This is a genomic window from Shewanella sp. ECSMB14102, assembly GCF_000813075.1.
Classification (GTDB): Bacteria; Pseudomonadota; Gammaproteobacteria; order Enterobacterales; family Shewanellaceae; genus Shewanella; species Shewanella indica.
In genome coordinates this window covers 24,142-45,576 of record NZ_JWGX01000056.1, presented here as the reverse complement: position 1 = coordinate 45,576, position 21,435 = coordinate 24,142, and the positions used below count along the sequence as shown (strand labels likewise).

22 protein-coding genes are annotated in these 21,435 nt (G+C 53.3%); 10 read left to right on the top strand and 12 right to left on the bottom strand.

Annotated features, from left to right (window positions below; all coding sequences use genetic code 11):
- The first annotated feature begins 204 nt into the window (after window positions 1–204).
- Window positions 205–747 (top strand): type II secretion system protein, encoded by a 543-nt coding sequence (locus RC73_RS21455; protein ID WP_039035745.1) that lies wholly within the window; start codon window positions 205–207, stop codon window positions 745–747.
- On the opposite strand, the gene RC73_RS16855 is transcribed toward RC73_RS21455, so the two are convergent.
- Window positions 744–1,613: an AraC family transcriptional regulator gene (locus tag RC73_RS16855; protein WP_039035744.1), complete on the bottom strand. Its 870-nt coding sequence runs from the start codon at window positions 1,611–1,613 to the stop codon at window positions 744–746. The genes RC73_RS21455 and RC73_RS16855 overlap by 4 nt on opposite strands.
- Before the next feature lie 193 nt (window positions 1,614–1,806).
- Here RC73_RS16855 and RC73_RS16850 point away from each other — a divergent pair, with 193 nt between their 5' ends.
- Window positions 1,807–2,964, top strand: coding sequence for an iron-containing alcohol dehydrogenase (locus RC73_RS16850; protein WP_039035743.1), 1,158 nt, complete (start codon window positions 1,807–1,809; stop codon window positions 2,962–2,964).
- Between the two features lie 210 nt (window positions 2,965–3,174).
- Here RC73_RS16850 and rpoH read toward each other — a convergent pair whose 3' ends face one another.
- The 4 genes from rpoH to ftsY form a co-directional block, all read right to left on the bottom strand.
- Entirely contained in the window at window positions 3,175–4,032 is an 858-nt protein-coding gene (gene rpoH, locus RC73_RS16845) for an RNA polymerase sigma factor RpoH (RefSeq protein ID WP_028780766.1), read from the bottom strand.
- Between the two features lie 171 nt (window positions 4,033–4,203).
- Window positions 4,204–5,169, bottom strand: coding sequence for a permease-like cell division protein FtsX (gene ftsX, locus RC73_RS16840; RefSeq protein WP_039035742.1), 966 nt, complete (start codon window positions 5,167–5,169; stop codon window positions 4,204–4,206).
- A 3-nt stretch (window positions 5,170–5,172) separates the two neighbouring features.
- Window positions 5,173–5,865, bottom strand: coding sequence for a cell division ATP-binding protein FtsE (gene ftsE, locus RC73_RS16835; RefSeq protein WP_025012145.1), 693 nt, complete (start codon window positions 5,863–5,865; stop codon window positions 5,173–5,175).
- Between the two features lie 3 nt (window positions 5,866–5,868).
- Window positions 5,869–7,533, bottom strand: coding sequence for a signal recognition particle-docking protein FtsY (ftsY, locus tag RC73_RS16830; protein ID WP_039035741.1), 1,665 nt, complete (start codon window positions 7,531–7,533; stop codon window positions 5,869–5,871).
- A 225-nt stretch (window positions 7,534–7,758) separates the two neighbouring features.
- Here ftsY and rsmD point away from each other — a divergent pair, with 225 nt between their 5' ends.
- Both rsmD and RC73_RS16820 read left to right on the top strand, forming a co-directional pair.
- Window positions 7,759–8,346: a 16S rRNA (guanine(966)-N(2))-methyltransferase RsmD gene (gene rsmD / locus RC73_RS16825; RefSeq protein ID WP_039035740.1), complete on the top strand. Its 588-nt coding sequence runs from the start codon at window positions 7,759–7,761 to the stop codon at window positions 8,344–8,346.
- The gene (locus RC73_RS16820; protein WP_039035739.1) at window positions 8,343–8,645 is read left to right on the top strand and encodes a DUF1145 domain-containing protein; all 303 of its coding nucleotides are present in this window, start codon (window positions 8,343–8,345) and stop codon (window positions 8,643–8,645) included. The genes rsmD and RC73_RS16820 overlap by 4 nt, the downstream gene beginning before the upstream one ends.
- Here the strand turns inward: RC73_RS16820 and RC73_RS16815 are convergent.
- Genes RC73_RS16815 through RC73_RS16805 form a run of 3 tightly spaced genes read right to left on the bottom strand, consistent with a single transcriptional unit; the run spans window position 8,636 to window position 10,224 of the window.
- Entirely contained in the window at window positions 8,636–9,118 is a 483-nt protein-coding gene (locus RC73_RS16815; protein ID WP_039035738.1) for a hypothetical protein, read from the bottom strand. The two genes, RC73_RS16820 and RC73_RS16815, sit on opposite strands and share 10 nt — an antisense overlap.
- A gap of 47 nt (window positions 9,119–9,165) precedes the next feature.
- Complete coding sequence (locus RC73_RS16810; protein ID WP_039035737.1) at window positions 9,166–9,501, bottom strand: DUF4870 domain-containing protein; 336 nt, start codon at window positions 9,499–9,501, stop codon at window positions 9,166–9,168.
- 18 nt (window positions 9,502–9,519) lie between these two features.
- Entirely contained in the window at window positions 9,520–10,224 is a 705-nt protein-coding gene (locus RC73_RS16805; protein ID WP_039035736.1) for an MOSC domain-containing protein, read from the bottom strand.
- A 147-nt stretch (window positions 10,225–10,371) separates the two neighbouring features.
- On the opposite strand from RC73_RS16805, the gene RC73_RS16800 reads away from it, so the two are divergent.
- The 3 genes from RC73_RS16800 to RC73_RS16790 all read left to right on the top strand — a co-directional run bounded on the left by RC73_RS16800 (window position 10,372) and on the right by RC73_RS16790 (window position 13,625).
- Window positions 10,372–11,160: a MipA/OmpV family protein gene (locus RC73_RS16800; protein ID WP_052248256.1), complete on the top strand. Its 789-nt coding sequence runs from the start codon at window positions 10,372–10,374 to the stop codon at window positions 11,158–11,160.
- Between the two features lie 426 nt (window positions 11,161–11,586).
- Window positions 11,587–12,282: a response regulator gene (locus RC73_RS16795; protein WP_039035735.1), complete on the top strand. Its 696-nt coding sequence runs from the start codon at window positions 11,587–11,589 to the stop codon at window positions 12,280–12,282.
- Window positions 12,282–13,625, top strand: coding sequence for an ATP-binding protein (locus RC73_RS16790; protein ID WP_052248255.1), 1,344 nt, complete (start codon window positions 12,282–12,284; stop codon window positions 13,623–13,625). Before RC73_RS16795 ends, RC73_RS16790 begins: the two co-directional genes overlap by 1 nt.
- Before the next feature lie 154 nt (window positions 13,626–13,779).
- On the opposite strand, the gene RC73_RS16785 is transcribed toward RC73_RS16790, so the two are convergent.
- Window positions 13,780–14,988, bottom strand: a complete 1,209-nt coding sequence (locus RC73_RS16785) for a multidrug effflux MFS transporter (protein WP_039035734.1) — start codon at window positions 14,986–14,988, stop codon at window positions 13,780–13,782.
- A gap of 113 nt (window positions 14,989–15,101) precedes the next feature.
- On the opposite strand from RC73_RS16785, the gene RC73_RS16780 reads away from it, so the two are divergent.
- Entirely contained in the window at window positions 15,102–16,061 is a 960-nt protein-coding gene (locus RC73_RS16780) for a LysR family transcriptional regulator (RefSeq protein WP_025888907.1), read from the top strand.
- A 24-nt stretch (window positions 16,062–16,085) separates the two neighbouring features.
- Here RC73_RS16780 and RC73_RS16775 read toward each other — a convergent pair whose 3' ends face one another.
- A complete protein-coding gene (locus tag RC73_RS16775; RefSeq protein ID WP_039035733.1) occupies window positions 16,086–17,957 on the bottom strand; it encodes a methyl-accepting chemotaxis protein in 1,872 nt (623 codons plus the stop codon).
- Window positions 17,958–18,250: 293 nt separating this feature from the next.
- Between RC73_RS16775 and RC73_RS16770 the strand changes: the two genes are divergently transcribed.
- Window positions 18,251–18,550 (top strand): hypothetical protein, encoded by a 300-nt coding sequence (locus tag RC73_RS16770; protein WP_039035732.1) that lies wholly within the window; start codon window positions 18,251–18,253, stop codon window positions 18,548–18,550.
- Here the strand turns inward: RC73_RS16770 and RC73_RS16765 are convergent.
- Together RC73_RS16765 and RC73_RS16760 are read right to left on the bottom strand one after the other, a co-directional pair.
- The gene (locus tag RC73_RS16765) at window positions 18,547–19,959 is read right to left on the bottom strand and encodes a tetratricopeptide repeat protein (protein ID WP_039035731.1); all 1,413 of its coding nucleotides are present in this window, start codon (window positions 19,957–19,959) and stop codon (window positions 18,547–18,549) included. The two genes, RC73_RS16770 and RC73_RS16765, sit on opposite strands and share 4 nt — an antisense overlap.
- A 47-nt stretch (window positions 19,960–20,006) precedes the next feature.
- A complete protein-coding gene (locus RC73_RS16760; RefSeq protein WP_039035730.1) occupies window positions 20,007–20,705 on the bottom strand; it encodes a hypothetical protein in 699 nt (232 codons plus the stop codon).
- Window positions 20,706–20,892: 187 nt separating this feature from the next.
- On the opposite strand from RC73_RS16760, the gene RC73_RS16755 reads away from it, so the two are divergent.
- Complete coding sequence (locus tag RC73_RS16755) at window positions 20,893–21,423, top strand: DUF2780 domain-containing protein (protein WP_039035729.1); 531 nt, start codon at window positions 20,893–20,895, stop codon at window positions 21,421–21,423.
- Window positions 21,424–21,435 lie beyond the last annotated feature (12 nt).

Here is a 21,435-nt window from a genome sequence, read left to right as displayed (position 1 = left end):
CCTTTTGGGTGTATATTACTCAAATGACACAGATTTATGAACACTACCCGAGTAAAGCAAAAGATCGAACGGCGAGCCACTTCATTAAGTGAGTTCGCTGTTATTCTTATCATCCGCGACTTGCCAGACCTCAGAGGCTTGGCTAGACTGCCGCATCGGCGACGATTGTTGGCAATATCTCTATTCTATAAACCGGGCGATGTAATGAAAGCAAAGCAGTATCAGGGCTTTACCCTAATTGAACTTGTAGTGGTGATTATTATCCTCGGGATCCTGGCAGTAGTGGCCGCGCCCAAGTTTATCAATCTGCGCGACGACGCCACAGAGCAAGTGCTCAGGGGCCAGTATGCCGCCTTTGAATCTGCGGTGAAACTCTATCACAGTGGCTATCTGGCCAAGGGAGAACAGGGCGCCATCGACAATCTGGCCAGCTTTGGTGATGGCAGTGTTGATTCCAGTTCCAACGGCTGGCCCTATGCCACCGCAGGCAAAGACACCCATATTTTCGACGCCTGCGAACAGTTGTGGCATGGCCTCACAGATACCGACCTCAGCATAGCCTATGTAGAAGATGCCAATCTGCCTACAACCACTGTCGACGTGGCCTATACCTATAAACAAACGCCCAATACCTGTATCTACCGCTCAGTGTATTTTATCCAGCAAAATGAAGAGACACTGATCATGGAATATCTGCCGGATACTGGTGAGGTCTCGGTTCACAAAACCTTTTGGAGTCAGCCTTAAAGCCTGGCTGTTTCCCCCGGACTCTGATCGAAGTAACGCTTGAACTCCCGGCTGAATTGAGCCGGGCTCTCATAGCCCACTTCCAGTGCCGCTTCCTTCACCTTGAGGCGCTGTCTTTGCAGTAGCTCTTTGGCCTTATTAAGGCGGATCTTCTTCAAGTACTGAATGGGCGATGAGGCCGTGACCTCCTTGAAACAGCGATGAAATGCCGAGGGACTCATGTTAACCAACTCGGCTAACTGCTCTACCTCCACACTTTCACGATAGTTCTGATGCAGATATTTGAGCGCCTTCTCTACCCGGGATAAACGGGTATGACTGAGCGCCAGCGCATATAAAGGCGCCGCATTGTCGGAAGCCAATACCCGAAACAGCAACTCTTGCACCATGGCCTTACCCAAGACCTCGGCTTCCAACGGCGACTGCAGAGCCAGCAGCAAACGCTCGACACAGCAGAGCATGTCTTCACTGTTGGCGGCAACAAAGAAGCCGCTCTGACGAGCATCATCGAGATCCTTGGGCACCTTGTGGTGTTGATCCATCATGCGGATCAACTGGTTCAGTTGCTGCAGATCTATATCCACCATGAGTACCAATACCGGTTCTTCCTCGGAAGCAAAGGTTTCACACTCCACCGGCATAGGCACTGTCATCACCAAGGTGTTCTGCGGATCATAGTCATAGATCTTATCTTCGAGATAGACACGTTTACGCCCCTGGCCGACTATCATGATCCCTTGGGAATAACACATGGGGCCACGGCTGCCATAGGCCGAACTGCGAAACAGATGCACCCCTGGCAGGCTGGTGCTGTTGACCCCTTCATCCACCGCCAGGGCCGCCATTAAGGCTGCAATATCACTCATAACACTCTCCAATCATCAGGGTTTGGATACTAGCAGCATCACAGAAAAAAGCATCAAAATAGCCATATTCAAGCCCCTATTCACCAAATTAGGCAGGAATAGGCATAAATGCTCCAGCAATGTGTATTTCAATCCAAGCTGAGAGGACTAAGATGGCAACCATAGTTTTTCGGCTGTAAAAGAGAGAAATATCATGCTCAATTTCGACTATCGCAACCCTACCCACATAGTATTTGGTAAAGACAGACTGGCAGAATTGGATCAACTGGTACCGGCCAATGCCAGAGTGCTGGTGACTTACGGCGGTGGCAGTGTCAAACGCTTCGGCACCCTGGACAAGGTCATAACCGCGCTGGGCGACCGCGTTGTGTTTGAATTCGGTGGCATTGAAGCCAACCCCAAATATGACACCCTGGCCAGGGCTGCCGAGCTGGCGCGGCGCGAATCCATCGACTTTCTGTTGGCCGTTGGTGGCGGTTCAGTAATGGACGGCACCAAGTTTATTGCCCTGGCGGCAAAATTCGATGGCGACAGCAGCAGCTTGCTGCATCACGGTTTAAACCCGGTTCCGGTCACAGAGGTACTGCCTGTCGGTACAGTGGCGACACTGCCGGCTACAGGCTCAGAAATGAATGCTTTTGCAGTGGTCAGCCATCAGGGTGGCAAGTTTCCCGTGACTCATCCGCAGAGTTTCCCGGTATTCTCCGTGCTGGATCCCAGCCTGACCTTCAGTCTGCCGAAGATCCAGGTCGCCAACGGCGTAGTCGACTCTTTCGTGCACGTGGTCGAGCAATACGTCACCTTCCCCGTGGATGCCAGAGTTCAGGACAGAATGGCCGAGGGCATACTGAAGACCCTGATTGAAGTGGGCCCTGTCACCGTGGCCGAGCCGGAGAACTATAATGCCCGCGCCAATCTGGTGTGGAGTGCCACCTCGGCGCTCAACGGCATGATAGGCAGCGGCGTACCGGCAGACTGGACCACTCATATGATAGGCCACGAGCTGACTGCCATGTTCGGCATAGATCATGCGCAAACGCTGGCCGTAGTCCTGCCCTCTGTATGGCGGGTGCGCAAGGAACAGAAACGCGCCAAACTGCTGCAATATGCCGAGCGGGTTTGGGATATCACTTCGGGTGATGAAGACAGCCGTATCGAGCAAGCCATTGCAGCCACCCAGGCCTTCTTTGAACAGGTTGGCCTCAAGACTCGTCTGCGCGACTATGATGTACCGCAAGAGCGTATCGCCGATGTTGTTGCCGCACTGGAAGCTCACGGCATGACCGCCTTGTCTGAAACCGGCGATCTTGGTCTGGACAGCAGCCGTGAAATCCTTGAGCTTGCCTGGTAATTCGACCGACCGATAAGACTGAACTTTGAGTCAGTGAATTAACCCACTCAGCTAAATCAAAAATCAGCAAAAGGTGCGAGAAATACCGAGGTTATCCAGGTACAAAACGTCTGGATAATACTTTAAACGCCCGCCAAGAAAGCAGAATGCCGTTCACTTGGGGTGAACGGCATTCATTAGCAATCAAAACAACACACTAAATAAGTTATGTTATACGTCCATACAAGCCTTAAGCTTGTTCATGGCGTTTTTCTCCAACTGGCGGATCCGCTCGGCAGACACCTGATAGGTATCGGCCAATTCCTGCAGTGTGGTCTTTTCATCGTCCAACCAACGGGCCCGCAGAATATGCTGGCTGCGCTCATCCAAGGTCTTGATGGCAGACAACAGCTTGTTCTGGGCGTTGGATTCCCAGTTGTCATTTTCTACCTGGGCGGCCAGATCGGAAGAATGGTCTTCCAGATAAAGCGCCGGGGCAAAGTCATGATCATCATCGTGATCATTGGTCAGGTCGAAGGCCGGATCCTGCGCCGCCATTCGCGACTCCATCTCGGTCACATCCTGTTTGGATACGCCAAGGTTTTCGGCCACCATGGTGACCTCTTCATCGCTGAACCAACCCAGACGTTTCTTGGCCTTACGCAGGTTGAAGAACAACTTACGTTGTGCCTTGGTGGTGGCGACTTTGACTATGCGCCAGTTCTTCAACACATATTCATGAATTTCTGCCTTGATCCAGTGCACGGCGAAAGATACCAAACGTACACCCACATCAGGGTCGAAACGCTTGACCGCCTTCATCAGGCCTATGTTGCCTTCCTGGATCAGGTCTGCCTGTGGCAGACCATAACCCGCATAACCGCGGGCAATATGCACCACAAAACGTAAGTGCGACATAATCAGTTGCTTAGCCGCCTGCAGATCACCTGTTTCCTGCAAACGCTTCGCCAGCTCATACTCCTGCTCGGCGTCCAGCATTGTCATGCTGTTTACCGAATGGATATAGGCCTCGAGACTGCTGCTCCCTTGGGGAACCATCAGTGCCATTGATTGCGTTTGATCAGTCATTCACGCTCCTGTTTCTTACTGCTTTGATGCTCATTTCGGGTCGAAAAAAACGCTGATGAGCCGATGCACTATCGGTCAATTGACATATATTGTCAACGCCGTATCCAACATCCGGGATTATTTTCACCCCGAAAATAGGACAATGCAAGTGAAGATAAGTTCATTTTTACCTCAATGAGGCTCTATGGCTCGCAGGTGTTGGCGTACCGACAGGAAAGACCCCAACCAACCCAAAAATGACGCCAGTGCCATCATCTGCAGCAGCTCAACAAAGGTCAGAGACTGCATCTCAAGTTGGCTGCCATACAGGCCCAAAAGCGAGGCCAACGCCCCATCCAGGTACCAGACCAAGAGGTTGATTATCACCCAGGCGAGTATACCGCCGATAACACCATACCAGATGCCGGTGTAGAGAAAGGGCCGCTGAATAAAGGCTTCCGTGGCCCCGACCAGCTTCATGACCTCAATTTCACTGCGCCGATTCATGATAGCCAGGCGAATAGTGTTGCCTATGACCAGCACCACAGCCAGGATCAGCAGTGCCGCCAACGCCAGCACGGTACGTTCCAGCAAGCGCACCAGCGCCTGTAAGCGCTCCAGCCACTCGATATCCAGACGGCCAAAGCTCACCTCAGGCTCACGCTCCAGCTTGGTCAAAAGCTCTCTGGCGCCTGCGGGGCTGGAATACTTTTCAGTGGGGATCACGCTGATCACCGCCGGCAAAGGGTTGCTTTCCAGATAGGAGAGCGCCTCGCCGAAACCAGACAGCTGTTGGAACTCCGCCAGTGCCTCGTCACGATTGATATAGTCGACCGTGTCGATTTCCGGGTAAACCTTAATCCGCGCCAGCAGGCTCTGAATACTCTGCTCTGAGCGGTTCCCCTCAATAAACAAGGAGATCTGTGCCGCACTGTTCCAGGATTGGGTAATGGTTTCGGCATTTTTTACCAGCACCTGCAAGGCGGCCGGCAAACTCAGACTGACCCCCAGCACAGCCATGGTCATCAGCGATGAGATAGGGTTGCGCCACAACTCACCCATGCTGGCCATGGCATGCTGTATATGGCGGATAAAAAACATCACTATCCGGCCGGAAAGCGGGAGTTTACTGCGGGTCAATGAAGGCTGGGCAGACATAGCTTATTCCTTAGCGCTCATGGGGCTGGTCCCCAGTTCTTCACCACCTATCATCCGCCCCTGCTTCAGGGTCAGGGTGCGGTACTTCATTCTGGCGATAAGACCGAGATCATGGGTGGCAATCAACACGCTGGTGCCCGCATCATTGAAGGTTTCAAACAGCCTGAGAATATCCATGGACAGCTTGGGGTCCAGGTTACCGGTCGGCTCATCGGCCAGCAATAGAGGGGGTTTGTTGACTATCGCCCTGGCAATACCTACCCGCTGCTGCTCACCGCCCGAAAGCATAATGGGGTTATGGCGCTCTTTACCATAGAGCCCCACCATATCCAGAGCACCGGCGACCCGCTTGCGGATCTCCCCCAGGGTAAAACCTTCGATAACCAAGGGCAGCGCCACATTGTCAAACACGCTGCGGTCCATCAATAGATGGTGGCTTTGGAAGATCATCCCGATATCGCGGCGCAGGTAAGGCACATGGCCGCGCTTGATACCGGCGATATCATGGCCGTTGATCCATACCCGGCCGGCACTGGCGCGCTCGATAACTGTGATCAATTTGAGCAAGGTACTCTTACCGGCCCCGGAATGCCCGGTAAGAAAGGCCATTTCGCCCCGCTGAAGATGAAAACTCACATCAGACAATGCCTTTTGGCCCCCGGCGTAAATTTTGCTGACCTGCTCAAATCGAATCATATATCAGTTATCCGCCTTCTCCTGACTGAACAGGGCTTCGATAAAGTCTTTGGCATTGAAGGTACGCAGATCGTCTATCTGCTCTCCCACGCCTATGTAACGAATAGGAATACCAAATTTATCGGCAATGGCAAAGATAACTCCGCCTTTGGCTGTGCCATCCAGCTTACTGATACTGATACCGGTAACCCCGACCGCTTCCTGGAACAGTTGCGCCTGACTGATGGCATTCTGGCCCGTACAGGCATCCAGGGTCAGCATCACTTCATGGGGAGCGTCCGGATCCAGTTTCTTCATCACCCGAACCACTTTCTTCAGCTCGTCCATCAGATGGCTCTTGTTCTGCAAGCGACCTGCGGTATCGGCAATCAACACATCAACATTTCTGGCCTTGGCAGCCTGCAGGGCATCAAACAACACAGAAGCGCTATCAGCACCTGTATGCTGGGCAATCACAGGAATATCATTGCGCTGGCCCCAAACCTGCAACTGCTCAACTGCAGCGGCGCGGAAAGTATCACCGGCAGCCAGCATGACAGACTTGCCTTCGCGCTGATACTGTTTGGCCAACTTGCCTATCGTAGTGGTCTTGCCAACGCCGTTGACACCCACCATTAAAATAACGAAAGGCCCGGCAGCATTGTCCGGCACCAGAGGCGCACTCACAGGCTCCAGCGTCGCCAGCATCTCCTGCTGCAGCAATTCATATAAGGCTTCGGCATCCTTGAGCTGCTTGCGTGAAGCATGATCTGTCAGGCTGGAGATCAACCGACTGGTGGTTTCTACCCCAACGTCGGCAATAAGCAGTTGCTCTTCCAGCTCTTCAAACAGGTCATCATCAATCTTTTTACCACGAAAAAGCCCGATAAAACCGCTACCGATATTTTCGCTGGTGCGCATCAGCCCCCGCTTGAGGCGGGCAAAGAAGCCCTCTTTAGCAGGTTTTGCCTGTGGCTCAGGTTGAGCTTGTTCCTCGGCAACCTGTTCAGCTTGTGCTTTTTCAGCGGCCAAACGTTCAGCTTCGGCTTGCTCGGCCTGGGCCTTTTCAGCGGCAATACGCTCGACTTCTGCCTGTTCTGCCTGGGCCTTTTCAGCGGCCAGACGCTCGGCTTCAGCCTGCTCGGCCTGGGCTTTTTCAACAGCTAAACGTTCGGCTTCTGCCTGTTCTGCCTGGGCCTTTTCAGCGGCCAGACGTTCGGCTTCGGCTTGCTCTGCCTGCGCCTTTTCAGCAGCAATACGCTCGGCTTCGGCTTGTTCGGCCTGGGCCTTTTCAGCCGCCAGACGCTCGGCTTCTGCCTGCTCGGCTTGTGCCTTTTCAGCAGCAATACGCTCGGCTTCAGCTTGTTCAGCCTGGGCCTTTTCAGCAGCAATACGCTCGGCTTCAGCTTGTTCAGCCTGGGCCTTTTCAGCAGCAATACGCTCGGCTTCTGCCTGTTCGGCCTGGGCCTTTTCAGCGGCCAGACGTGCTGCTTCTGCCTGCTCGGCCTGCGCCTTTTCAGCGGCCAGACGCTCAGCTTCGGCTTGTTCGGCCTGGGCTTTTTCAGCAGCTAAACGTTCGGCCTCTGCCGCGGCTTCTGCAGCCTGTTGTTCGGCGAGTTTGGCCGCCTGTTCGGCTTCGTCGTTGCGTTTGTCTTTACGAAACCAGGAAAAAAAACCTTTCTTTGCCATCAGTGCTACCAGTGCTCAACATCGTGGGGGATCTTCAGGAGCCGGGCTCCCGCTTGAGGTCGCAACTATTTCCCTGGAGCAGCGGGGCCTGTTACTGGCATTCCCGAGCGATAAAGGGCTTTAGCTTCATCTCACCTTTTCGGCTGAGTTTGTTATAAAATAGCGACGCTTTTAAGGTGGCATAGTCTACCACTTTCTTTCTTCAGGCAAAATCACGGGGGCAAGATGGCCAAAAATAGACCGGGCAGCGGTCAGGTTCGTATTATCGCAGGCCAATGGCGCTCGAGAAAATTACCCATCCAGGATCTGGAAGGCCTGAGACCAACCACAGACAGGGTGCGGGAAACTCTTTTTAACTGGCTGGCAGGTGAACTCAGTGGCAGCTCGGTATTGGACTGTTTCGGTGGCAGTGGCGCTCTGGCATTGGAAGCCCTGTCCCGCTATGCCGCTTTTGCCAGAGTCTATGAACTGCAAAAAACTGCGGCTCAGCAACTGCAGCAGAATCTGCAAACCCTAAAATGCGATAGTGCCGAGGTCATTAACGGCGATGTATTGGCCGGTTTGGCGCGCCCTGCCGATCGCCGTTTCGATATCGTGTTTATCGATCCCCCTTTTCGCAAGGGGCTGGCCGAACAAACCCTAACCCTGCTGGCCCGGCATCAATGGCTCAACCCAGGTGCCCTTATCTATCTCGAAGTGGAATCTGAATTGCAGCAGTTGCCGATACCGGCTGACTGGGAGGCATTGAAAGAGAAGCAGGCCGGCCAGGTCAGCTACCGCCTGTATCGCGTCCCGGGAGGAGCAGAGTCATGAAAGCCGTATTAGTGTTGGGAAAACTGGCGACCCTATTGGCCTGGGTGTTGATGTTTTTCAACCTGTTCAGCCCGTTTGAAGGCAATATCGGCGTGATACTCACCATACTTCTCGGGGTAACCGCCATGATGCATGGGCTGCAGGTGCTGATATTTCACACGATATTTTGTCAGTTGTTGCCGCTCAAGGCTAAAGACTATCTCAACGCCTTTCTATTCGGGGTGTTTGCCTTGCTGGATTACCGCCAGCGAGCGCTGAGTAAACTAGCTACAGAAACCTCGGCAAATAATCAGGATTGAGGCGGCAAAGGCGCCTCTTTACCCTTGGCCAATATTTCCAGAATTTGCTGCAAATGCTGGCTAAGGGCTTCAGCCTCGGCTGCCGCAAATCTTTGCTTGAGGGATGCATCGAGTTGAGTCGCCAGCTCCGCCTTCACAGCTGAGAGGGCCGGTTGGTTCTCTTCAACCTGTAACTTGGCAACGCTGAGAGCCAACAACTTAAGCTCAGGCAACAACTCTATTTGCTTCAGTGGTGCCAATAAGCCTGGGTCGTCAACACTGAGTCGTTGATCCAAAGTCACCAGCAGTTGGTCAACCCGCGCCAAAGTCTGCTCCCCACGCTGATACAGAGGAGTTATGGCAACATCATTGGCAAAATCAGTGAGTTGATAAAGCGTCACACTCAGAGTCAGCACAATTAACAACAGCGGCAGTGACAACCCGAACACCAGACCGACCCAAAAGTTATTGATACCGGATAAAAAGGCTCGCATTGCTCCTCCGCTGTCGGCAACAAGGCCATCCAATGGATGGCCCGGGATCACAGGAATTTGATTGCCAAGGGGTACTTGTATTCCACGCCTTCACTGGCCTTGACTGCTGCGACTATGGTCACCACCACATCAAAAATTGCCAGCACGGCCACCAGCACCAAACCTATGCCAACAAAGATCAGGATCAAGCTGATGATGGTGTAAATGATCATACTGATTTTGAAGTTCAGGCAATTACGGCCGCAAACATCGACAAATTCAAACTCTTCCCGTTTCATCAACCAAACGATCAACGGCCCCAAGATAGTGCCCAAAGGGATCAGGTAACCGGCAAAACTCGCCAGATGCACCAACATTCCCATGTCTCTTTCCTGCTTTTCCATGTTGTTTCCTAACTTTTTTCAGTTCAAAGCCAAACTATCCGGGCCATAGAGGCGCATCTGCCAGTCTTCTATGCTGCCCCGCTCCAGTCGGCGCTGCAAGCTGCCTACCCAGCTGGCGGCCAAACCTTCACAACTGAGCAGCCTGTCATAGGCGGCCGCATCAAATTCGGGGCGAAAATACAGCTTCATCGCCTCGGCAACACTGATATCGGTACGCCTTTGTTTCAATATCAGGGCATCCTGACAGTTTATGATGCCAGGCTTAAGCACCCGATAGAACCAACCTGACATACCCGTTTGCTGCATGGCAAGGGCAAAGTCCCGCTGACTATATTGGTGATTGAGCTTAAAGCAGGGGGAACGCGGTTGGGTGACCTGCAGCTCAACTTCGCCAAAGCTGAGGATATCGCCGATATGAATATCCGCCTCGGTCAGGCCAACACTGCTGATGTTTTCTCCCATGGCCGGTGCATCCTGCCCCGCGGTTATCAGCCCCATGCGCCGGTAATAGCCATAGTGCTCGCGAGGAAAATGATGCAGCACCCTATCCGGGCCACCATGATGTTTGGGATCCGCCTGGGCATCACCCGCAACCCTGTCGCCGAAAACCTCCAGCGTCGCCATCCGAGACTTGTTATCTATCCCGCTTGCCAGCTTGTCCCTGAATGTCAGTTTATCACCGGCATACAGCCCAGAAATCTTGTCAATCAAACACTTGGTCACGTTACGTCTCCCTTCGGGTGCCAAAGCCAAATCATACTCCAAGCTTACGGGACAGATCACGGACATTTCCATACAAAGCGGCGCTATTGTATGGCCGCAGCGCCGAGGACAATGCCCGGGATTTCTTATGTATTCAGGAGAAGTAATATGAAAGCATTCAGATTCAGCGCCCTGGCCCTCGTTGGGGCTGCAGTAAGCAGTGCCGCCTTGGCGGACAACACTGACGTTTATATCCGTAATGGCCAGATTTACAGCCATGAAAACAGTTTCTTTGTCTCTGCCGGTGCCTATCAGGGCAGCGAACTCTATCAAGGCGTCGATTCCAAGCTGCGTCCATTCGGTAACCTGGGTTATAACGGCAAGGACTTCAACGCCTCACTGGCCAATATCAACTACCGTTTTTTCGGTAATGATAAAGATCTGTTCAACCTGAGTGTGTTTCTGGGTAGTCCGGGTATTGCCTTGAAAGACTCAGACGCAGCAGCGCTTGGCGGTATCCATGAACGTAAACTGAGTGGCGATCTGGGTATCAACCTGGATACCCAACTGGGATTCGGTACTCTATCCACCTCGGTACAACATGACGTAACCAACAGATACAACGGCTTTATCGGCCAGGTCCGTTACGCCGTACCACTGAATCTGGGCTGGGGCACTGTCGTTCCCTACGCCGGCGTCAGCTACTTGAGCCGTGACTTTACCCAGTACTACTTCGGAGTCAGCAAGGCTGAAGCCAATAAGCAGCATAAGTACTACCAACCGGGCAAAGCCTTCACCTACAACGCAGGTTACAAGCTGATTGTGCCTCTGGGCGAACATCTCGAACTCAGCCAAAGCAGCAACTACAGCTACCTGGATTCCGCCATTGCCGACTCGCCGATTGTCGATGGCAAACAGCAGTGGAACGCCAACCTGGCACTGACTTATTACTTTTGAGTTTGAGATCATTGGATGAAATCGCTTAAAAACCTCTTTTTTACCATAGGCTTAGCCATAGTAGTCAGTGGCTGTGCGACCCATTATGACACCCAGAAATTTTCCTGGGATCTCGACAAAGACTTTACGAGAACTCAGGTGGACTCAAATACTTGGTGGAATAACTACGTTAACAACCATAACGACAAATATATAATGGCGGCACTCTGTCAGAAACACCGCTACTCCCAGTACTGCAAAGGTTAATTTATAGCGACCTATAACTTGGATTTTGGGCTGGCTATATTTTCAATACTGTCAACCGCATTACTGAATGTTTGTGGGTAAAGGGGTGACCAAGTCCCCCTTTATGCCAATTGAGCTGTCACTTATGTAACCGGAGTGATAATTTTGCTTTATCTAAACCCGCATGCTTACCGGCAGGAAATGGCAAACACTCGCATAACACTCGTAGAAGACGATAATAAGATCAGTGACCTTCTGACAGATTATCTCAGAAACCAACATTTCGATGTTGAACGAATAGATGACGGCAGTCGCGCAGGACAACTTATCCTCGAACGTCAACCTGAACTGGTGATCCTGGATCTTATGTTGCCGGGGAGTGATGGTCTGAGTATCTGCCGTGAAATCCGCGCCCAATACCAAGGCAAGATACTGATCCTGACCGCCAGTGAGGACGACATGGATCAAGTGGCCGCACTGGAGATGGGCGCCGATGATTTTGTCAGTAAACCAATCCAACCCAGGGTACTCCTGGCCAGGATCCGCATGTTGCTAAGACGTCAGGAAAATGTGCCAACGGAAAGCAATCGCGAACGCCAGTTCGGAGAACTCTACCTGGATAATGCCCGCAAGTTTTGCGCCATCAGTCAGGTAGAAGTCAACCTCACCACTGCCGAATTTGACCTGCTATGGCTGCTGAGCTCACATCCGGATGAAATACTGTCGCGGGAGTATCTGGTCAAGGAAACCCGCGGCATAGAGTACGACGGAATAGACCGCAGCATAGATAACAAGGTAGTGATTTTAAGGAAGAAATTAGGTGACAACCCCAGCTTGCCGCGCAAGATAATCACGGTAAGAGGCAAGGGTTATCTATTTGTACCGGATAGGTGGTAATGAAACGGCTGTTTATCTTCTCCTACCTGGTGCTGGTGTTTCTGTTTTTCACCTGCTTCATTTTTGTCTTTCAACTGGACTTCTTTTCCTCCGATGAGTGGGAAGCCGACTATCAGGATCGCTCCTATATGTCTCTGATCCAGTTGTTATCGGATATCTCGACGGCCGAGGGCGTTGCCAGTGCCGAGGCCTCGCTTGAGCAAGTGCTCGGCAACCTGCACAAACAGCTGAGGGTCATCTCGCTGGACTCGGATGAGCTGTCGGCTGACGAGAAACAGCGCCTGAGAGAAAACCAGCGTTATATCAAAGATGTGGAAGAGGATATCTCCTACATCATGTTCCAGGGCTCAGACAAGGTGTATGCCATCAGCCGCGATGAGTCCGCGCCCTTCTGGCAGGAATACTACTTCAAAGAATCCATTGCTTTCTGGGTGATGTTTCCGGTACTGGCTTTTATCAACTTTGTGCTGCTCTATCTATTGGCCCGGCGCCTGCGCCGCTTGGAGCGGGTCCACAGCGCCTTTGCCAATGGTGATTTCAAAGTTAGAGCCAAAACAGGTGTGTGGCACAAAGTGGGACACCTGAACCAATCCTTCAATCAAATGGCTGACAAGATAGCCAAACTCATCGATAGCAACAAACAACTCACCAATGCCGTAGCCCACGAAGTGCGTACACCTATATTCAGGATCCGTTGCAATCTGGATATGCTGGACGATTCAGGCGTTCGCCCGGAGCAAATGCCCTATCTGGAAGGCATACATCAGGATCTGGATGAACTCGGCACCATGGTGGACGAATTGTTGCATTACGCCAAGATGGAGCGACGCCAGGCGCCATTACAATTGAGCTACCAATCATTGGATACCGCACTGCAGGAGTTGATCGCCCACCTGCAGTTTGAAACCGACATCGCCCTTGAACTCACCACGGCAGAACCACTAACGGCCATGATAGACCTGCGCCTCTGGCACAGGGCCGTCAGTAATATCATCCGCAACGGCTACCGTTATGCCCACCAAAAAGTCAGCATAAGAATTAGCGGCGACACAGATAGGATCTGGCTGCATATTGCCAACGATGGCCCAGGGATCCGGGATGAAGACAAGCAGCGCATTTTTGATCCCTTTGTTCGCATCGACAAATCACGGGATCGCGGCAGCGGCGGTCACGGCTTGGGACTGACCATCAGCGCCCAGATCATTCGCCAGCACGGTGGAGACATTGCCATCAGCGACAACCAAGACGGTGGCCCAAGCTTCGATATCTGGTTACCTAAACAGATAAAAAAAGCCCCGTTAAGAAACGGGGCACCAGCAAATCAGTGGGGAATCAGCGAGTGAATCACCGCGCCATAAAGAAGACTCGCAATCGAGACTAAGCCCATCACATGACAAGCTTGTGACTCTAATAAGACATTGGTATGAAAATAAAAAATGCCCGCGGCAGCGGTCAACTGCAACGGGCCAAGGGTGAAACCTTACTTGAAACTAAAGCTCAGTGATGCGCACACTGTTGCTCATGATGCCAGGCATTAAAACGGCTCTGGGCCATGACCAGCAGCAGCACCATAGACAGGCTGCCCATCACCAAAGTCACTGCAAATGGCGCACTGAGGTCAGTTTGCTGCACCAGACCGGCCAGCAAAGAAGCGCCGCTCATCTGAATACAACCGAGCAAGGCTGCCGCAGTACCGGCTCGCTCGCCGAAGGCCGCCAACGCCATACTGGTTGCAGGACCCAGCAGGAAGGCGAAACCAACACACAGCAACATCATGGGCAACATAAAGCTCATGGCGGCAGCCATACCTTGCTGAGGACCATAGATCTGCAGCACAGGTTGTATCGCGGCAGAAGCCAACAACAACCAGAGCGAAAACACAACGGTCGCGCGATTTCCAAGGCGTCTGGTGAGCACTGGCGCGGCAAAACAGGCAACAATATTCACCAAGGCGTTGAGGCCAAACAGGCCACTGAATGCCAGTTCTGACATACCCAAATGATCAATCAGCCACACAGGTGCGTAGGACACATAGCTCAATATTGAGGCCATACCCGCCATGCAGCAGAAGGCATAGAACAGGAAGTGGCGTTCGGCCAATACAGGCTGATAGCGGCCCCAGCGGTACAGCGGCCCACTGCTGACGGTATTCTGCGGCCGGGTTTCTGGAAAACGCATACTCACCAGCAGCAGGATCACCAAGCCGTAAACAGCCATAAGCCCAAAGGTAGAGCGCCAACCGAATTGCATCGCCATCACGCCGCCAAGCGTTGGCGCCAGTGCGGGGATGACGCAAATCGCACCGTTGAGATAGCTGTAGATACGGGAACTTTCAGCCGGTGTATAACAGTCACGCACCGCGCTAAACACCACAATAGAGGTGGAGCAGGCCGCCAACCCCTGCAATACCCTGGCAATCTGTAACCATTCGAACTCCATGGCAACCACAGCCAACAGTGCACTAAGCACATAGAGAGCAATCCCCCCCAATGCCACAGGCCTGCGGCCAAATCTGTCTGCCAAGGGGCCTATGAGGATCTGCCCTACCCCCATAGCGAATAGAAAAAGCACCAGAGTCGACTGGACTTCGCCGGCACTGACGCCATATTCAATCGCCATAGTCGGCAAAGAGGGCAAGTAGATATCGATAGCCAGTGGGCTTAACAGCACCATGGCCATCAGCATAGGCAGGAGGTTTTTTGCCATAGGTTGTCGTTCAATCCTGAGTGAAAACTGAGATGGGGCACATTCTAATGAACTGGTGGTATGAAAAGAAATGATATAATCTCACAACATAATTTCCTCTGAGGAATATCAGGGTGAATCTGGATAACCTGGCCCGTATCGACCTCAACCTGTTGGTCATGTTGCAGGTGCTACTGGAAGAGCGCAGCGTGACCCGCGCCGCCAATCGACTGCACCTGAGTCAATCTGCATTGAGCAAAAGCCTCAACCGCCTGCGCGACATGTTGGGCGATCCTCTGTTTCAGCGCACCGCCCACGGCCTCAAACCGACGGCTCACGCTGAACAGTTAGCGCAACATCTGCCTATCGCCTTACAGAGTCTGCATCAACTGACCCAACCTCCCGTGTTTACCCCGGCCAGCAGTAATCGGCAGTTTTCGCTCACCATGGTAGAAAGCGCCTATGAAACCCTGCTGCCCAGTTTTATCGGTCGCCTGCTCAGTAACGCCCCCAATGTCAGACTCGACTCCTACGTCTGGACCGAAAAATCGATGCAGGCACTGCAACAGGGGCAGATAGATTTGGGAATTTCGGGAAGGGATCTGCAGCCCAGCTCCAGTTTTCACTTCAGCCAGTTGCCGGAAGGGATCCTGTATCAAACTCTGTTTCAGGATCATCAGGTGTGTCTGGTGCGTGAAGGACACCCGGCGCTGCAAGCTCAAAAGAACAAGGTCTGGGATCTGGCGGCCTACCTGGCGCTACCCCATGTACAGGTGCGTTGCGAGGGTAATGATTGGTGGGCGCTGGATTATTTTCTGGCGGACCTCGGTCATCATCGCCGCCTCAGTGCCACAGTGCCCGACTTCTACGGTGCTGCCAGTATTTGCGCTCACAGTGACTTGGTATTTACCCTACCCTCCAGTTTTGCACTGCACGCCTGCAAGCTTTACTCGCTGCAGCAATTGCCACTGCCGATAGACTTTATGCCCATGGCTTATGTGCTGCTCTGGCATGAGCGCAATAACGACGACCCCGGCCACCGCTGGATGCGGCAGCTGATAGGTGACAGCATGAGCAGTAAAAAGACCGCCTGAGCAGCGGTCTTGGATTAAATGTGATTAGAGCACGAAGGTCGCAACCTTGGCATTGAGATCGGTCGCACGCACCTTGAGCGCCTTGGCGTGTTCAAGGTCGTCCATGGCGGTGGCGGTGATCTCATCGGTAACATCCTTGATGGCCGTGGTGTTTTGGGTAATCTCCCCAGTTACTTGAGTCTGCTCTTCCGCCGCCGTGGCTATCTGTCCGGCCATATCCGATATCTGCGCCACTGCAACGGCTATCTCTTCCAGCGCCTTACTGGCCTCTTCGGCATCGCCGACACTGCGGCCTGCCATCTGGCGGCTGTTTTCCATGGAGGCTACCGCCCTGGCGGTGGTTTGCTGCAATGCTTCTATGGTGTCGTGGATTTCGGAGGCTGAATCCTGAGTTCGTTGGGATAGAACCCTCACTTCATCGGCCACTACGGCAAAGCCGCGCCCTTGTTCGCCGGCGCGGGCAGCCTCGATGGCGGCGTTCAACGCCAACAGATTGGTCTGGTCGGCCACTCCTTGAATTGCGGTGAGAATAGCGCTGATAGCCTGGGCATGACGATTGAGCTCATTAATCACTTCAGTGGTTTGGCCTACTTCCTCGGCCAATGAATGTATCGAGTCTCGGGTCTGCAGTACCAGACTCTTACCCTGCTGCGAGCTGCAGGAAGATTGCTGCGCTGCAGTAGCGGTCAACTCGGCGTTGGCGGCAATCTCCTGAGTGGCACTGGCCATCTCGGTAACTGCGGTAGCCACCATGGTTACTTCCTGCTGCTGCCTTTGCAGCTCAACAACCGAGCTCTGGGTGGTGTTCAACCCCCGCTCGGCATCCAGATCCAATTCGGCCGCCAACTGACGTATATGGCTTATCAGCTGATGCTGGGCCGAGACAAAGCGGTTGAAGTTGTCGGCCAGCTCGGCCACTTCATCATTACTGTCGACAGTGATCCTTTGGGTCAGATCGCCATTGCCGTCGGCAATCCGTGCCAGCGCCTGGGATACCCGCCCAAGCGGGGCCAACAAGAGTCCAAGAAACCAAGAGATAGCCGCCGTGCTCACCAGCAGCACCAGCGCCGCCAAACCAACCTGGGTCCAAAGCAATTTGCCAAGCGGTGCTTCAAGCGTTGCCTTATCCAGCAGCAGCAAGAGCTGCCAGTCAGTATCCGGGATGGCCGTTGCCCAAACAAGTTTGTCCCGACCATCGGCATCAAAATACAGAGATTGCAACTGCGCCGTTTTTTGAATATTGGCCAGAATGCCCGCACCGAGATCATCATCAATTTCGGCAACCGGACGCATCGCCTTGCTGCCATCCTTATAAGCGATGACGGTACCGTCGTTATGCATCATGATGGCAAAACCCGCGGCCGGGATCGCCATGCTGTTGACCTCGGCCACCAGAGTATCAATTGCCAAGTCACCGCCTATCACCCCTTTGGCGGTTGGCTGCGCCAAAGAGACCACCTGAATACCATAGCCGCTGTCGATATAGGGTTTGGTGATAATGGCCCGGCCTTTGGCCATGGCATCCTGGTACCAGGGACGGCTGCGGGGGTCGTAATGGCTGTTGTCCACGCTGGGATCGGCATCCTGCATTTTGCCGTCACTGCCACCGAAGTAGACAGACTCCAGCTTGCCGGCCGCTCTGGCCTGTTGCAGTGCAGGCACAAAGTCATCACTTATGTATTCCCGCAAGGATGAAACCACGTTGGTACGAATCGCCAACCACTCGGTGACACGCTGTGCCTGCATCTCACCAATACGCTTTAACTCTTGCTGACTGGCTTGCAGCAGTTGTGTTTTCTGAGTGCTGTAGCTTTGCCAGGAAAGCAGAGCCACTACCAGGGTCAGTGCCAGTACCACACACACCAGCAACTTGTGTTTCAATGAGCGGAGTTTCATCATTAGCAGGGTCCGATATTTGGGAAAAGCCCACAGCCATAGGCACAGTAAGATTTTGCGAGATAATTACATATTCTGTCGCTGCAGTTGAGAGTTAGTTCACAATCATTTGAAAAACCAACCTAAACTGCAACAAAAACCATTTTTCAAGTACTAAATCACAGTTGATGAATAAATATTTATTCGGGGAACTCCTACCTCTTAACGCTTTCTTAATAAAGCGGTATTAAACATGATAAATAATGAAGTAGATTTAAACCTGACCTGAGCCAAGCAAGTCCGGAGGAAGAAAAATGTATCGACAGTTTGCGCAGAATCTGCCACTCAATCCCAGAACCTTGACGGGAGCCCTGCTGAGTCTCTGCGCTTTTAGCCTGGTCCTCTTGCTTATGCCCCTGGTGTTGATCTTGGCAGCAACCACACTCCTGTGTCTGGGCCTGTTTGGCCGCAACTACTTAAAGCGTCAATTGGCCAGTATCCAGCAATGTCGCCACAAAGGCAGACAAAGAGATCTCTATGACTTGGAGCCCAACTTGTGCCGGGATTCTGGATTGGGTTCAAGAGGTCGAATCCTAGAACACGAACCGGATTAATCGGCGAGTAGTTCCTGCGCCCGTTTCAGGGCACGCCGCTCATCCACCGACTGGCTCAGTTGCAATACGCTCTCCACCTGTTGTTGCAATGACTGCCACAAGGGGCCTATCACCTCCAGTTCACGCTCGTCGGCACGCTCTCGTGCCAGTCGCAACCAGGCAACGGCCTCCACTACGTCTATGCGTCCTAAGCAACCATCGGTCAAGGCTATCGCCAATTCAATCATGGCGGTCACACTGTGACCATAGCGAATAACCTGCCTTAAGTAACTCTCTGCCTGGGACAGATCTGAACCAAATGCAGCATCATCGTTAAGCATATGCTGCGCCCGCGCCAACATGGCATCCAGCTGTCCCTGCTCTGCCGCCTCGGCGAGCCATTGTTCACTGGCACCTGGGTCTGCTTCACAGCCTTCGCCACGGGCCAACATCAGGGCAAGGTGGTATTGAGCGTGAGGATCGCCGGCTCTGGCCGCCCGGGTGATGTGTTCAAAGGCTTGTTGCAGCTGACCGCGTTGATAACAGAGCACCCCGAGATTGGCCATAGCCTCAGATTGCTCGTTGGCGGCGGCAGCACTGAGGAAACGTTCGGCCTCGGCTTCATCTTTAGCCAGCTCACCACTACCCACCAGATAGAAGTAGCCCAGGAGTGCCATGGCATCGGTCACGCCGGCTTCTGCTGCTTGACGAATCGCCCGCTGCCCGGAGGCGATATCGACATCGCCGCGATAGCCATGAATTAGGGCGACGCCGTGCTCAAACAAGGCCTTGGGCTCGCGTGCTGCCGCCTCGGCAAACCAGTGTGCCGCCTTGGCCAGCATGCGCGCCGAATCACCGGCAAGCGGTTCGTCAGCCTTATCTTGCAGGGCCTGCTCCTGGCCCCGGGCAATCAGAGCACGATTCTTGAGCGCCATCCCCAACAGATATTGCGCCTCGGCATCATCTTCCATCACGGCCCGATAGCAGAGCTCACGTCCGGCCTGCAGATCAAAATCATCGAAGCGGTATTCAGGAGCTTCCCGGCCCTTTAGTCTGGGATAGGCCAGTTCCATCAGTTTCAGCAGATCGCCGATGGCCTTTTTGGCCAGTTGCAGCAGTTGTGTTTCGGTGAGGTGGAACTTTTCCGGATGGGCGCCGCGGTTGCCATCGGCCCTCAGCCTATGCAGCGCCCGGGTGATGCGCACATCGATCAGCCGCTGGCGATTGAGCTGTTCGATACGATCATAAAGGTTGGGACTGTCAAAACTGAGTTTGGCCGGTGCAGCCAACAGCTCAGTCAATCTGTGGGCAAAGCTGCGAACATGCAGCAGTGCCTGGGTTGGCACATCCTGCACGTAGCGCTTGGCAGTCCGGTACTCCCGGGCCAAGTCTTCCGACACACTGGCAATAAAAGCAACATCATCCAGCACAGTCTGACCTCACAAGGCCGCAGGAGCGGCCAGTAGAGAGTTGATTATTAACCCTTACGGGCAACCCGATAAAGGCGGAATAAGGCCACATTGACGAACAAACCAATGAAAGCCACCAAGGTATCCACCAGCAACTGCAGTGGCATACCACCAGCCTGCCCAAGTTGCGACAGCACACTCCCCATGATCAGTAGCGGAAAGTAGCTCAGCAGCACCAAGATTGTCTTGCCGGTGAGTCCGCTACTGAACTCAAAACTGGCCTTGATGGCCTGCAGCGGGGTCAGACGCTCGACCACCACCATAAAGTTAACAAAAGCCAGGCGGGCAAACAGATACAGGCTGATCCCCATCCCCAGGATCCATACTGGCCCTATGGCCGCCAGGATCATAGTCGGTGCAGCAATCGCCATGCCGGAGAACACCCCGGCCAACATCAAACCCGGCACAAACGCCAGACTGGACTTTAACACCTGGCCCGTGCTGGGCTGCATCCCCTCGGTACGCAGTTCCATAAACAGAGTCAAGGCCGCGATAAGCACAGAGAAGATCACCATCAAGGCGATCACCGCCAGCATATGAGGGGTACCGAATTGTGGATTTTCAGGATCGGCACTTTGCAACTCGGTACCGAGCCACATTTGAATACCCACCTGCAATAGCAGCAAGGGAACGGTCAGCATTGCCAGCTGAACGATATGATTACGGAAGAAGTTATAAGCTTCGGTCAGGATGGCAGACAGAGACATGCAGCTTTTCCAAAAAGGTTGTAATTAAAGGATCAAGATAGACGCCAAGGATACCCAAATTCCCACGCCAATGCACAAATGAAATACAGCAAAACGACCGCCTGTCACGCAAAAGCCGTGCATCGGCGCCTGAGATAAGACTAGAATATGGCCCCAGAACACCTTTTATATGCATAGGAAAGCAGAAATGAAAGCTTATATCACAGCAGCCGTAATCATGGGCTCACTGATGGCGGCCCCAGCGCAGGCCGGGTGGTTCGACAAACTCACCAGCACCCCCCAAACACAAGCCGATACGGCCACCAATAGCCAGACCGCCACTCAAAACAGTGAGCTGGTCGGCACTGTGATGTCACAGCTGGGCCTGACCCAAACCCAGGCCAAAGGTGGCCTTGGCAGCCTGCTCGGACTGGCCAAGACGTCATTGGGACAAGAATCTTTCTCTCCCATTGCCGACAGCATACCCGGTATTGACGGCTTGCTGGCCGCAGCGCCCAAGCTAGATGGCAACTCAGGGATGACGGGCCTATTGTCCAAAGCCGGCGACCTGGGTAACTCCTTGCAGGGCAGCGCCATGGTCTATGATGCCTTTGCCAAACTTGGGATCTCCAAAGAGCTGGCTGCGCCCATGATAGATATAGTCAAAAACTACCTGCAAAGTAGCGGTGGCGAAGGCACAGCCGATCTCCTTGTCAAGGGGCTGGGCTCACTGCTGTAAAGCGGTTCACGC

Excerpts from the sequence above, each read along its gene's own strand:
- RC73_RS16755 (WP_039035729.1), top strand. The coding sequence starts at position 20,893 with ATGAAAGCTTATATCACAGCAGCCGTAATCATGGGCTCACTGATGGCG.
- RC73_RS16850 (WP_039035743.1), top strand. The coding sequence starts at position 1,807 with ATGCTCAATTTCGACTATCGCAACCCTACCCACATAGTATTTGGTAAA.
- ftsY (WP_039035741.1), bottom strand. The coding sequence starts at position 7,533 with ATGGCAAAGAAAGGTTTTTTTTCCTGGTTTCGTAAAGACAAACGCAAC.
- RC73_RS21455 (WP_039035745.1), top strand. The coding sequence starts at position 205 with ATGAAAGCAAAGCAGTATCAGGGCTTTACCCTAATTGAACTTGTAGTG.
- RC73_RS16815 (WP_039035738.1), bottom strand. The coding sequence starts at position 9,118 with ATGCGAGCCTTTTTATCCGGTATCAATAACTTTTGGGTCGGTCTGGTG.
- RC73_RS16760 (WP_039035730.1), bottom strand. The coding sequence starts at position 20,705 with ATGTCTCTGTCTGCCATCCTGACCGAAGCTTATAACTTCTTCCGTAAT.
- RC73_RS16800 (WP_052248256.1), top strand. The coding sequence starts at position 10,372 with ATGAAAGCATTCAGATTCAGCGCCCTGGCCCTCGTTGGGGCTGCAGTA.
- RC73_RS16820 (WP_039035739.1), top strand. The coding sequence starts at position 8,343 with ATGAAAGCCGTATTAGTGTTGGGAAAACTGGCGACCCTATTGGCCTGG.
- RC73_RS16855 (WP_039035744.1), bottom strand. The coding sequence starts at position 1,613 with ATGAGTGATATTGCAGCCTTAATGGCGGCCCTGGCGGTGGATGAAGGG.
- RC73_RS16770 (WP_039035732.1), top strand. The coding sequence starts at position 18,251 with ATGTATCGACAGTTTGCGCAGAATCTGCCACTCAATCCCAGAACCTTG.
- ftsX (WP_039035742.1), bottom strand. The coding sequence starts at position 5,169 with ATGTCTGCCCAGCCTTCATTGACCCGCAGTAAACTCCCGCTTTCCGGC.
- RC73_RS16790 (WP_052248255.1), top strand. The coding sequence starts at position 12,282 with ATGAAACGGCTGTTTATCTTCTCCTACCTGGTGCTGGTGTTTCTGTTT.
- rpoH (WP_028780766.1), bottom strand. The coding sequence starts at position 4,032 with ATGACTGATCAAACGCAATCAATGGCACTGATGGTTCCCCAAGGGAGC.
- RC73_RS16795 (WP_039035735.1), top strand. The coding sequence starts at position 11,587 with ATGGCAAACACTCGCATAACACTCGTAGAAGACGATAATAAGATCAGT.
- RC73_RS16785 (WP_039035734.1), bottom strand. The coding sequence starts at position 14,988 with ATGGCAAAAAACCTCCTGCCTATGCTGATGGCCATGGTGCTGTTAAGC.
- ftsE (WP_025012145.1), bottom strand. The coding sequence starts at position 5,865 with ATGATTCGATTTGAGCAGGTCAGCAAAATTTACGCCGGGGGCCAAAAG.
- RC73_RS16810 (WP_039035737.1), bottom strand. The coding sequence starts at position 9,501 with ATGGAAAAGCAGGAAAGAGACATGGGAATGTTGGTGCATCTGGCGAGT.
- rsmD (WP_039035740.1), top strand. The coding sequence starts at position 7,759 with ATGGCCAAAAATAGACCGGGCAGCGGTCAGGTTCGTATTATCGCAGGC.
- RC73_RS16775 (WP_039035733.1), bottom strand. The coding sequence starts at position 17,957 with ATGAAACTCCGCTCATTGAAACACAAGTTGCTGGTGTGTGTGGTACTG.